We start from the raw sequence: 11,885 nt of genomic DNA on the forward strand, positions 1-11,885 counted from the left end.
CCCGCAGACCGGGCAGGTCCAGCCTGCGCCCCCATCCCCGCCTCAGCAGCAGTCCGCACCTCCGTCGATGCCGCAGCGGCCGGGCAGCGCGCCGGTGTCCGGCTGGCAGGGCGGCAGCGCCCCGGTCTCCGCGGGCTGGCGCGGCCGGGGCATCGACCTCGGCACCGCGCCCTCGACCGGCCCGGTGAGCGGGCGTGGCAGCAGTTCGACCCGCTCGCGGCGCAGTTCGCTCGGCGCGAGCCTGGTCGAGGTGCCGCCGGTGCCCTACCGCGACCCCTCCCAGGTCGTGCTGCGCGACCCGCAGGTCCCCGAGCACAAGCGCTACTGCTCCAATGGGTCGTGCGGCAAGCCGGTGGGCCGGGCCAAGGGCGACCGGCCGGGCCGCGCCGAAGGCTTCTGCCCGCACTGCGGCACCCGCTTCTCCTTCACCCCCAAGCTCGCCGACGGCGACCTGGTGTCCGGGCAGTACGAGGTCAAGGGCTGCCTGGCGCACGGCGGCCTCGGCTGGATCTACCTGGCCGCCGACCTCAACCTGGACGGCCGGTGGGTGGTGCTCAAGGGCCTGCTGGACACCGGCGACGTGGAGGCGCTGCTGGCGGCCGAGGCCGAGCGGCGGTTCCTGACCGGCGTGGACCACGCCAACATCGTCAAGATCTTCAACTTCGTGCAGCACCCCGACCCGACCACCGGGACGATGGTCGGCTACATCGTCATGGAGTACGTCGGCGGGCAGTCGCTCCAGGACATGCTGAAGGGCCGCCTTTCGGCCACCGGCAACCGCGAGGCGCTGCCGGTCGGCCAGGCCATCGCCTACATCCTTGAGGTCCTGAAGGCGTTCGACTACCTGCACGACCGGCAACTGCTGTACTGCGACCTCAAGCCCGCCAACGTCATCCAGGTCGAAGACCAGCTCAAGCTGATCGACCTCGGCGCGGTCCGCCGGGTGGACGACCAGGACAGCTCCATCTACGGCACGGTCGGCTACCAGGCGCCCGAGATCGCCAAGGACGGCCCCTCGGTCAGTTCCGACCTCTACACGGTCGGGCGCATGCTGGCCGTGCTGTGCATGCCGTTCAGCCCGGCGGTGGACAACCGCGAGGCCCCGCTGCCCACCCCCGACCGCCAGCCGTTGCTGGCCGCCTATGAGTCCTTCCACCGCTTCCTGCACCGCGCCACCGATCCGGTGCCGAGCCGCCGCTTCCAAAGCGCCCAGGAGATGTCCGAGCAGCTCACCGGCGTCCTGCGGGAGATCAGGGCGGCCGAGGACGGTAGGCCGCGCCCGGCGCTGTCCACCGAGTTCGGGCCGGAGCGCCTGGCGGCGGCCACCACGCTCGCCGCCGACGGCCCGCAGACCGGCCAGGTGCTCGACCGCCTGGCGGCCGACTCGGCGGTGGCCGCGCTGCCCACGCCGCTGGTCGATCCCGGCGACCAGGCCGCGGGCTATCTGGCGGGCATCACCGCGCGCACCCTCGACGACCTGGTCGGCATGCTGGACGCCTCCCCGGTGGCCACCCTGGAGACCCGGCTGGCGCTGGTCAGGGCCCTGATCGAGCAGCGCAACCCGCGGGCGGCGGAGGTGTTGCAGCAGGCCGCGAACGAGGCCCCGTGGGACTGGCGGGTGCTGTGGTACCACGGGCTGCGCGAGCTGGCATGGGGCAACCTGGCCGAGGCGCTGCGCCTCTTCGACGAGGTCTACTACCGGATGCCCGGTGAGCGCGCGCCGCGGATGGCGCTGGCCTTCGCCCGCGAGTGCGCGGGCGACCACCACGAGGCCGCCCGGCACTACGCGGGCGTCTGGCGTACCGACCGGGCGTACGTGAGCGCGGCGTTCGGGCTGGCCAGGGTGTGCCTGGCGGTCGGTGACCGGGCGTCGGCGACGCGGGTGCTGGACGAGGTGCCGACCACCTCCAGCCACTACGTCTCGGCGCAGATGGCGGCGGTGGCGCTGGCCGTACGCGGACGCGAGCCGAACGCGCTGCCCGCCGACGACCTGATGGTCGCCGGCGAACGGCTGACCGACCTGGACCTCGACCCCGGGCGGCACAACCGGCTGGCCGCCGAGCTGCTGGAGGTCGCGCTCGCCTGGGTCGAGGCGAGCGGCCGGCGGGGCACGGTGGGCCCGCCGCTGCTCGGCGCGGAGCTGAGCGAGAACGGCGTGCGGCGCCGCCTCGAAGGCGTCTACCGCGAGCTGGCCAGGGGGTCGGGGGCCATCGAAGACCGCCATGCGTACGTCGACAAGGCCAACGCCGTGCGCCCGAGAACGTGGGTGTGAGATGAGCGGCAACTGTCCCCACTGCGGGTATCCGGTGCTGGCCGGGGAGACCTTCTGCGAGGAGTGCGGCCGGGCGCTCCAGGTCGGCGCCCCCGGCGCGTGCGCCGCGTGCGGGGCCGCCGCCATCGACGCCGAGGGCTACTGCGAGCGCTGTGGCCTGCGCCAGCCGACCGCCCGCGACCACGCCGAGGTCGAGGCGGGCCGCGCGGCCGGGGTGAGCGACCGCGGCAAGCGGCACAGCCGCAACGAGGACGCGATGGCGCTGCTCGCGGTGGACGCCGAGGTCGTCGCGGGCATCGTGTGCGACGGGGTGTCCTCCTCCCCGCGCCCCGACGACGGCTCGCTGGCCGCCGCCGAGGCGGGCGCGGCCACCCTGGTCAAGGAGCTGCGCGGCGGCACCGGCCCGGTGGAGGCCACCCGCGCCGCGGTGGCCAGGGCCGCCGAGGCCATCGCCGTGCTCGGCACCCTGCACGACGCGCCCGCCTGCACGTTCGTCTCGGCGGTGGTCGGCAGGGGCCGGGTCACCATCGGCTGGGTCGGCGACAGCCGCGCGTACTGGCTGGGGGCCACCCCGGCCAGGCTCACCCTCGACGACGCGACCGAGTCCGGGATGCTGACCGCCTGGCTGGGCGCGGACGCCGGCGAGGTGATCCCGCAGGTCCGCACCTTCGAGCCGGACGGGCCCGGGGTGGTGCTCGTGTGCAGCGACGGACTTTGGGGCTATCTGCCCGCCCCCGAGGACATGGCCAGGGCCGCCCAGGACGCCGCCCGCGCCCCGCTGGCCACCGCCCAGGCACTGGTACGGCTCGCCAACGACGCAGGTGGCCGGGACAACATCACCGTGCTGGTGATCCCGTTCGAGAAGGGAAGCACGCCCAAGTGACCGAGCAGCCGCAGTTCACCATCCGCGTAGACCAGAACAAGTACCTCCCGATGGACGGCACGGAGGTCCACGCGGTCCTCACCGTCGAGGCCGCGGGGCCGGTGGAGCGCCTGGCGCAGGAGCAGCAGGCGGCCGAGGTCATCATCGTGGACACGTCGGGCTCCATGTCCTTCGGCAAGATCAACGAGGCGCGCAAGGCGGCCATGGCCGCGGTGGACACCCTGCGCGACGGCGTCCACTTCGCGATCGTCTCCGGCACCGCCTACGCGCACATGGTCTTCCCGCACGATCGCCGCCTGGTGCCCGCCGACCGGGGCAGCCGGGAGGCGGCCAAGGCCGCGATCAGCCGGATGGAGGCCGACGGCGGCACCGCGATCGGCCGCTGGCTGCGGCTGGCCGCCGACCTGTTCCAGCCGTTCCCGCACGCGATCAAGCACGCGATCCTGCTCACCGACGGCAAGAACGAGCACCAGGACGCCCCCGAGTTCGACGCCGACCTCGCCTACTGCACCGGCAAGTTCGTCTGCGACTGCCGCGGCGTCGGCGACGGCTGGGTGGTGGCCGAGCTGCGCAAGGTCGCCTCCGCGCTGCTCGGCACGGTGGGCGACATCTCCGACCCCAAGGACCTGGAGGGCGACTTCCGGGCGATGACGCAGACCGCGATGGGCAAGGCGGTGGCCGACGTGGTGCTGCGGGTGCGCACGCCGCAGAACGCCTCGCTCAAGTTCCTCAAGCAGGTCTCGCCGACGCTGGAGGACCTCACCGCCCGCCGTACCGCCTCCGGGCCGCTGGACGGCGACTACCCGACGGGCTCGTGGGGCGCGGAGTCGCGGGAGTACCACCTGGCGATCCAGGTGCAGCCGGGCACGGTCGGCCAGGAGATGCGGGCCGCGTGGGTGCGGGTGATGGTGCCCGACACCGGCGCGCAGCTCGCCGCGGGCAACGTGCTGGCGGAGTGGAGCGCCGACCCGGTCGCCTCCACCAGGATCAACCCCAGGGTCGCCCACTACACCGGGCAGCAGGAGCTGGCCCAGCTCATCCAGGACGGCCTCCAGGCCCGCAAGGACGGCGACCTGGAGCTGGCGACGGCCCGGCTCGGCCGGGCCAGGGGCATCGCCCAGCAGTCCGGCAACGGTGACACCGCCAAGCTGCTCGACCGGGTCATCGACTTCGACCCCGAGAGCGGCACCGCCCGGCTCAAGCCCGACGTGGAGAAGGCCGCCGAGATCGCGCTGGACACCGGTTCGGTGCGTACGGCGCGGATGCGCAAGGAGCCCCAGGGCTGACGGCCCGGCCCGACACCCGAGACCCGAGAGTGAGGAGGAGCACCAGCGATGGCGACATGTCCATCCGGCCACGAGTCGGAGGCCACGGACTACTGCGACATCTGCGGGACGGCGATGGGGGGCGTGGCCTCCGCGGCGGCCCCGGTCGTGTCCACGCCGTCGGCTCCTCCGGCCGCCCCCGCGGCGACTTCGGGGGGCGAGGGCGAGCGCACGGCGTGCCCGGACTGCGACGCGCCGAGAACGGGCCGGTTCTGCGAGGACTGCGGCTACGACTACGCGAGCGAGATGTCCGGCGCGGTGCGGATGGCCGAGCAGGCGCAGTCGGTGCAGGCGATCCTGGAGGGCCGGGGGGCCGGGCAGTCCGGACGGCTGTCGCCGCCGCAGGCGACGGCCGCGTTCGCGGGGCCCCCGCCGCTGTCCGCGCCGCCGCCGGTGCCCCCAGCGCCCCTCGCGCCTGGCACCCAGCCGTCGCCGGTCGCGGAGCCGCAGGCCGGTCTGTGGGAGGCCGTGGTCACCGCCGACCGCGTCTACTACAACACCGTCATCGGGCAGGGCGGCCCGGACGCGGCGAGCGTGCCGTTCCCGCCGTACTGCCCCGAGCGGCGGTTTCCGCTGGGCGGGGCGCAGGTCAGGATCGGGCGGCGCAGCCGCTCGCGCAACCTCAGCCCCGAGATCGACCTGACCGGCCCGCCACAGGACCCGGGGGTCTCCCACCTGCACGCGGTGCTGCTCGCCCAGCCCGACGGGTCGTGGATGCTCGTCGATCCCGGTTCGGCCAACGGCACCACCGTCAACGGCTCGCGCGACGCGCTGCCGCCCAACGTGCCGGTGCCGGTCGGCGACGGCGACCGCATCCAGCTCGGTGCGTGGACCGTGATCACGCTACGGAAAGGGTGAGGCACCATGACCGCGCCTCCACTGACGCCCGCCCCCGGCGGTGAACCGCAGGCGACGGCCGCCATCGCCCACCCGCAGGGGAACACGACGGCCGTCGTCGGCACGCCGCCGGACCCCATGCAGAGCCTGGCGCCCGCGCCCCGGCCCGCGCGGGCTCCGCGCCGCCGTACCGTGCCCGGGCGCATCCGCACGCAGGCCGCGGTGTGCCTGTTCGCGGTCGCGGTGATGTTCGGCGGCACGTTCTGGGCGATCGGCAACGTCCGCGACGGCCTTTCGGTCATCGGCGAGGACGCCGGCCCGCAGGTGGTCGCCACCGCCGACATGTACTTCGCGCTCAGCGACATGGACGCCCAGGTGGCCAACGTGCTGCTGATCGGCAGGGAGACCGGCCTCGGCACCGGCAAGGACAAGGCCGTGCAGCGCTACGAGCAGCGCCGCGCGGAGGTCGGCAAGGCGCTGCTGCTGGCCAGCGACCTCGCGATGGGCGACCCCACGGAGAAGCGCACGGTCGAGGCGCTGCTCAACGGCTTCGGCCGCTACCAGCAGCTCGCCGAGCGCGCGATGCTGCTGAACCAGCAGGCCGCGCACCCGGCGGGCCCGCCGCCCGCCCAGGTCATCTCGGTCTATCGGGAGGCGACCGACCTGATGCGGCTGGACCTGCTGCCCAAGGCGTACAACCTGACGCTGGAGAGCGGCACCATCGTGCGTCAGACGTACGAGGAGGAGTACCTGGCGATCAACATCGGGCGGATCGTCGTCGGGGTCGTCGGCCTCGGCACGCTGGCCGCCCTGGTGGTGATCCAGGTCTTCCTGGCCCGCAGGTTCCGCCGGGTGACCAACCCGGCGCTGCTGGTGGCCACCGTGACGGTGGGCGTGCTCACCGTCGCCGCCGTGCTGCTGCTCGGCAACGGGGCCGAGGGGCTGCGCAAGGCCAAGGAGGAGGGCTTCAACTCGGTCCTCGCGATGTCCCGGGCCCGCGCCATCGGCAACACCATGCACGGCGACCAGAGCCGCTACCTGCTCGACCCCGAGCGCGCCGACACCTACGAGCAGGTCTACCTGGACAACTCGCAGAAGGTGCTGTTCACGCCCGGCGGCAGCCTGGACAAGTACTACGTCGGCGTCGACAAGGTCGTGGCCGCCTACCCCGGTTCGATCGGCTTCCTGGGCTTCCACGGCGACGAGGCCGGCAGCGTCATGAACCGCCCGGACGAGAAGGCGGCGCTGGTGCGGGTGCTGAAGGGCTACCAGCGCTTCCAGCAGGCCGACCGGCAGATGCGCCTGCTCGCGAACGCCCAGAAGGGCGCGGAGGCCATCGGGGAGCGGATGGGCGACCTGAGCCGCGGGTTCCAGGCGTACGACAACGCGCTCGTGGACCTCATCAAGTTGCACGGCGGGACGTTCGACGAGGAGATCAAGAAGGGTGACGCGTCGCTCGGCGGCTGGGACTGGCTGCTGCCCGGCGCCGCCCTGGCCGCCGCCGTGCTGATCCTGCTCGGCGTCCGGCCGCGGCTGAGCGAGTACCGCTGAAAGGAGACCCGTCATGCGCGTACGGCACGCGGTGATCGCCGCCGCCCTGGTCCTCGGCGTGTCCGGGTGCGGCCTGGCCGGCGCCCAGACGAGCACGATCGTCGGCAAGGAGACGATGATCGTCGGCGTGAAGATCGACCAGCCGGGACTCGGCGCGCTGAAGAAGGGCCGGAACGAGGGTTTCGACGTGGACGTCGCCGCCTATCTGGCCCGCAAGCTGGGCGCGAAGAACGTCGTCTACAAGGAGACCAAGTCGGCCGAGCGGGAGGAGATGCTCCGGCAGGGAAAGATCGACTTCATCGTCGCCTCCTACTCGATCACCGCCGAGCGCAAGGTCAAGGTCGACTTCGCCGGGCCGTACTACGTCGCCCACCAGGACACCCTGGTCCGCGCCTCGGACACCGGCATCGACGACGTGCGCGACCTGGCGGGCAAGAAGCTCTGCCAGGTCACCGGCTCCAACTCCTGGCGCAGGGTCAAGGAGGAGCGCAAGGTCAACGTGAGCCTGGTCGAGATGCCGAGCTACCGCGAATGCACGGCCAAGCTGGCCGACGGCTCCGTGGACGCGGTCTCCACCGACGACCTGATCCTCGCCGGCCTCGCCGGCGAGACGGGCACCTCGTCGGTCCGGTTCGTCAACGCGCCGTTCACCGACGAGCGGTACGGCGTGGGCCTCAAGAAGGGCGACGTGGCCGCCTGCGAGGCGATCAACCGGGCGATCAGCGAAATGTACCTGGACGGCACGGCCAAGGAACTGCTGGGCAAATGGTTCGGCCGCACCGGGCTCAAACTGACCGTCACCGTTCCGCAGTTCGAGGGCTGCTGAACCGCCTTTCTGCAAATGCGTGCCGTATGTAAAACGATCCCGCCAGGGCGCCCTGGCGGGATCGGTGCGTTATCGCCTGGTCAGCAGTTGGAGAGGGCGGGCAGGCCCTCGAAGCGGCTGGACAGCCAGGCGATGGCGATCGGCGCGCCCTCGACCGCGCCGGTGGTGTGGTTGGGCGCGGGCAGCGGGGTCCACAGGACCTTCGCGCCCCGGTCGCACCAGTCGCGGCGGAGGGTCCGGCCGATCGCGATCGGGATGATCTCGTCGTCGTCGGCGTGGTACAGGTAGATCGGGACGCCGGGCGTCCGCCCGCCCAGCCGGTTCTCGTTCAGCCGCGCCTGCCAGGCGGGGGCGTTCAGCACGTCGGCCGTGGTGAGCTGGGAGAACCTACGGCCGGCCAGCTTGTCGACGATCGCGCCGGTGCAATCGTCGCGGATTCCGGCGAACAGCGTGCGGCCCTCGGCGGTGAGGTAGCCGTCGAGGTCGAGTTCGGGGTAGGCGGAGTCCAGGCCGGCGCCCGCCGCCGCGGCCAGCCCGAAGTGGGCGCGGCCGTCCAGGTGGTCGGCGGCGCGCTTGAGGTCGGCCGGCACGCCGCCCGCCGCGACGCCGCGCAGCCGCAGCTCCGGCGCGTACGCGCGCTGGAGCTGGGCCGCCCAGCCCGCCGCCGCGCCGCCCTGGGAGTAGCCGAGCACGCCGACCTCGGCCGACGCGGACAGCCCCGCGTCCGGCACCCGCGCCGCCGCCCTGATCGCGTCGAGGACGGCATGGCCCTGGGAGACGCCCGCCATGTAGGTGTGCGGGCCGGGTGTGCCGAGCCCTTCGTAGTCGGTGACCGCGACCGCCCAGCCGCGCGCCAGGAGCAGGCTGACCAGCGCGATCTCATTGTCCTTGCCGCGTTGCCAAAGCGCCGAGGGTGCGCACTGGTCGCCCAGCCCCTTGGTGCCGACCGCGTATCCGATGATCGGCCGGGTCCCGGGGTAGGGGGTCTTGGGCACGAGCACGGTCCCGGAGACCTGGACCGGCGCGCCCGTCGCCGACGTGGAGTGGTACAGGATCTTCCACGCCTTCGCCGGCACCTTCAGCAATCTGGCCGGGTCGTAGTAGAGGGTGACCTTTTGCGCCGAGACGACATCACCGGCGGCCGCCGCGCCGGCCGGAATCGCCGTTGCCGAGATGGCTAGGACCATGGCGAAAAAGACCATGCTCACGCGAACACGCAAGCTCATTTGGCCGTCCTTAGGGGGAGAGTGCGCAGGGGATCGGGACGGCGCGCCGTGAGCTGATACTTACTCGCGGGTAACCGCGTGTCAATGCCATTCTCAGGACGGCTGGAGTGCCATATCAGACCGGTCGGGCGGTGCCGGGGTCCGAAATACGTGAGACGGTTGGACCATGAATCCAGAGGAGGTCGCGGGCGCGCTGATCGAGCGGTTCGCCACCGAGGTGATGGCCGCCGTTCCGCTCGTCGCCCTCTGGGTACACGGCTCGCTCGCCTCCGGTGACTTCCAGCTCAGGCGCAGCGATCTCGACCTGCTCGCGGTCATCGCCGAGTCACCGGACCGCGACCAGGCCCGCCGGCTCACCGCCGTGCACCGCGGCCTCACCGACGACCATCCGCTCGCCGCCCGCCTGCACTGCTCCTACCTGGTCAAAAACCACCTGCACGACCCGGAGCGGGAGCATCTGACCTGGGCCTTCTCCGAGCTGTACCACCGGCCGGTCTCCCCGGTGATCCGGCGCGAACTCCTCCGCGACGGCGTCACCCTGTACGGCCCCGGCCCGACCGGCATGATCCCACCCGTCACCGACGGCGAGCTGACCCGGTTCGTGCGCGGCGAACTGGACGGCTACTGGCGTCCGCTGACCGCCCGGCTGCGGCCGTGGCTCGCCGACGACTGGGTCGATTCCGGCGTGTTGACCCTCGGCCGTGCCACCGTCACGCTGCGTGGCGGCGGGATGATCTCCAAGCGGGAGGCGTTCCCGGTGCTGCTGGAGCTGGGCGCGCACCCCGACCTGGTCGGTGACATCTACGACCGGCGGTACGGCGGGCCGGTCCGCAGGTCACCGGCCTGGCGGCTGCGCCGGGCCAGGCTGGCCCGCGCCTTCGTGGGCCAGGGCATCGACCACGCGCTCGCCCTGCCCTCGCTCTGACATTCGCGGGTGTCCTGTCGTCGTACTGCCGAGAAGGCGTGACACCACAGCGGACGGAAGGGACGGGCGGCGATGACCGCACTACGCGAGATGCACGAAGCCGAACTCCGGCGGCACATCGACAAGGTGGTCGCAGGAATCGGGGCCAAGGACGTCGAGGCGCTGCGCCGGCTTTACACGCCGGACGTCGTGTCCTTCGACGTCGAGCCGCCGTTGCGGCACGTCGGGATCGAAGCGAAACTGCACAACTGGCGGAACGTCTTCACCTTCTTCGAGAAGGTGGCGTACGAGGTTCGCGACCTGGCCTTCACCGTGGGCGACGAGGTGGCGTACGGGCACTTCTTCGGCCGGCTCAGCGGCACGTTGCGAAACGGCACGGCGACCAGCGGAATGTGGGTCCGGGCCACGTTGTGCTTCCGGAAGATAGACGGTGAATGGCTGATCGCCCACGATCAGGTCTCCGTCCCGTTCGACATTTCCACCGGAAAAGGGGTGACCGACCTCACGCCCTGACGAGCCGTAATGGGTCACGGCTCCTCGGGCGCGAGGCCGCTGCGCCGGGCCAGCACCCTGGTCCCCGGCCCGGACGCGGCGCCCGGGCCGGGCAGCGCCCGCACATTGGCGGTGCTCACCGGCCGGCCGCAGGCCGAACAGCAGACCTGCGGGGTGAACTCCGCCCCGCAGTCGCGGTGGACCAGGCGCACCGGCGGGCCGCCCGCCGGTGTCATCCATTTGTCGCCCCAGGCCATCAGCGCCATCAGCACCGGCACGAGGTCGCGGCCCGCCTCGGTGAGGTGGTACTCATGCCGCGGCGGCCGCTCCTGATACGCCCGGCGCGCCACGATGCCGTCGGCGACCAGCGCCTCCAGCCGGCGGGTGAGCAGGTTGCGGGAGATGCCGAGGTTTTCGGCGATGTCGTCGAACCGGTGCAGGCCGAGGTGGATGTCACGCACGATCAGCGGTGTCCACCACTCGCCGACGCGCTCCAGGGACTGCCCGATCGAGCAGTGCATCTCCGCGAAGCTGGTCCGTTGCATGGCCCTCATTGTAGAGGGTTGAATCATTGAACTCACCACCTGTACGTTGTGGCCTGTACGAGTTCAATGAAAGGACTGACTCATGCCGTTCGTGGAGTTGTTCGTCCCCAAGGGCTCGCTCGACGAGGAGAGCCGCGACAAGATCGGCGGGCGACTGGTGTCGGAGGTGATGGCCGCCGAGGGCGCCCCGGACACCGAGGCGGCCAGGGCCATCTCCTGGCTGGTGGTGAACGAGATCGACGCCTGGTTCATCGGCGGCCGGCGGCTGCCCGCCGGGGAGAAGCCGAAGTACGTGGTGCGCGTGGGCGTTCCGGCCGGTTCGGTGAACGACGCCAAGCGCCAGGACATCGTGCGGCGCGTCACCCAGGTGCTCGCGGACGCCGACGCGGAGCCGGGGCGGTTCGCCGAGGCCACCACCGCGTGGGTGCACATCAACGAAATCCCGGAGGGCAACTGGGGAGCGCGCGGGGAGATCGTCCGTGTCGAGGACATCGCGGCCTTCGTGACCAGCGGTTGAACCCGCCCCCGTCCAGGCCGGTAGCCGTCCTGGACGGGTGGCATGCTGTTGGCCCATGAGCGACACCCCCGCCCGGCTGGTGGCGGGCAAGGCGATGCCGCCGCTGCTGCTGGACGACGAGGAGGCGGTGGCCGTCGCGGTCGGGCTGCGTACCGCGACGGCGCAGGCCGTACAGGGGATCGAGGACGCCTCGGTACGCGCGATGGCCAAACTAGAACAGGTGCTCCCGGCCGACCAGATCGCTCCGCGCCTGCCCGGCGGCATCGGTGTCCTGACCCCTGTGGACGACCGCGCCTGCCGCCTGCGCGCGTCCGCCGACACGCTCGACTACCTGGCCTTCAGCATCGGCAGGCTGGGCTGCGACTTCACCGTCACCACCCCCCGGACCGCGGCCTCGAACCCCTGAACCTCACGCTGGAAGTACGGAACGAAGTCCATGCCCCCAAGCCTGTCACCCACCGACCCCCAGGCGAGGCACTTTTCCCC

The 11,885-nt window shown here is 72.1% G+C and carries 11 protein-coding genes and 1 pseudogene; 10 read left to right on the forward strand and 2 right to left on the reverse strand.

Features of this window, described 5'->3' with window-relative positions; all coding sequences use genetic code 11:
* The 6 genes from C1I98_RS25920 to C1I98_RS25945 all read left to right on the forward strand — a co-directional run.
* Positions 1–2,272, forward strand: a 2,272-nt coding sequence (locus C1I98_RS25920; RefSeq protein ID WP_306461922.1) for a serine/threonine-protein kinase, incomplete at its 5' end; no start/stop codon positions are given.
* A gap of 1 nt (position 2,273) precedes the next feature.
* On the forward strand, positions 2,274–3,155 hold the full coding sequence (locus C1I98_RS25925) for a PP2C family protein-serine/threonine phosphatase (RefSeq protein ID WP_233508185.1): 882 nt from the start codon (positions 2,274–2,276) through the stop codon (positions 3,153–3,155).
* Positions 3,152–4,441 carry a VWA domain-containing protein gene (locus C1I98_RS25930; protein WP_233508186.1) on the forward strand — a complete coding sequence of 430 codons (1,290 nt, stop codon included), beginning with the start codon at positions 3,152–3,154 and terminating at the stop codon, positions 4,439–4,441. Before C1I98_RS25925 ends, C1I98_RS25930 begins: the two co-directional genes overlap by 4 nt.
* Positions 4,442–4,489: 48 nt before the next feature.
* Positions 4,490–5,338 carry an FHA domain-containing protein gene (locus C1I98_RS25935; RefSeq protein WP_199537215.1) on the forward strand — a complete coding sequence of 283 codons (849 nt, stop codon included), beginning with the start codon at positions 4,490–4,492 and terminating at the stop codon, positions 5,336–5,338.
* A 6-nt stretch (positions 5,339–5,344) separates the two neighbouring features.
* The gene (locus tag C1I98_RS25940) at positions 5,345–6,868 is read left to right on the forward strand and encodes a GlnX family signal transduction membrane protein (RefSeq protein WP_233508187.1); all 1,524 of its coding nucleotides are present in this window, start codon (positions 5,345–5,347) and stop codon (positions 6,866–6,868) included.
* 13 nt (positions 6,869–6,881) lie between these two features.
* Positions 6,882–7,694: a glutamate ABC transporter substrate-binding protein gene (locus tag C1I98_RS25945; protein ID WP_111170043.1), complete on the forward strand. Its 813-nt coding sequence runs from the start codon at positions 6,882–6,884 to the stop codon at positions 7,692–7,694.
* A gap of 80 nt (positions 7,695–7,774) precedes the next feature.
* On the opposite strand, the gene C1I98_RS25950 is transcribed toward C1I98_RS25945, so the two are convergent.
* Positions 7,775–8,896 (reverse strand): lipase family protein, encoded by a 1,122-nt coding sequence (locus C1I98_RS25950; RefSeq protein WP_233508189.1) that lies wholly within the window; start codon positions 8,894–8,896, stop codon positions 7,775–7,777.
* A 190-nt stretch (positions 8,897–9,086) separates the two neighbouring features.
* On the opposite strand from C1I98_RS25950, the gene C1I98_RS25955 reads away from it, so the two are divergent.
* Together C1I98_RS25955 and C1I98_RS25960 are read left to right on the forward strand one after the other, a co-directional pair.
* Positions 9,087–9,845, forward strand: coding sequence for a nucleotidyltransferase domain-containing protein (locus C1I98_RS25955; RefSeq protein ID WP_199537217.1), 759 nt, complete (start codon positions 9,087–9,089; stop codon positions 9,843–9,845).
* A 72-nt stretch (positions 9,846–9,917) separates the two neighbouring features.
* Positions 9,918–10,358, forward strand: coding sequence for a YybH family protein (locus tag C1I98_RS25960; protein WP_111170045.1), 441 nt, complete (start codon positions 9,918–9,920; stop codon positions 10,356–10,358).
* A gap of 14 nt (positions 10,359–10,372) precedes the next feature.
* On the opposite strand, the gene C1I98_RS25965 is transcribed toward C1I98_RS25960, so the two are convergent.
* Entirely contained in the window at positions 10,373–10,882 is a 510-nt protein-coding gene (locus C1I98_RS25965; RefSeq protein WP_233508188.1) for a winged helix-turn-helix transcriptional regulator, read from the reverse strand.
* A gap of 82 nt (positions 10,883–10,964) precedes the next feature.
* On the opposite strand from C1I98_RS25965, the gene C1I98_RS25970 reads away from it, so the two are divergent.
* Positions 10,965–11,399 (forward strand): tautomerase family protein, encoded by a 435-nt coding sequence (locus tag C1I98_RS25970; protein ID WP_111170046.1) that lies wholly within the window; start codon positions 10,965–10,967, stop codon positions 11,397–11,399.
* Between the two features lie 73 nt (positions 11,400–11,472).
* A pseudogene (locus C1I98_RS43150) lies at positions 11,473–11,631 on the forward strand (helix-turn-helix transcriptional regulator); the annotation flags it as partial.
* Between the last annotated feature and the right edge of the window lie 254 nt (positions 11,632–11,885).

This window comes from Spongiactinospora gelatinilytica (genome assembly GCF_003236385.1).
GTDB classification, from domain to species: domain Bacteria; phylum Actinomycetota; class Actinomycetes; order Streptosporangiales; family Streptosporangiaceae; genus Spongiactinospora; species Spongiactinospora gelatinilytica.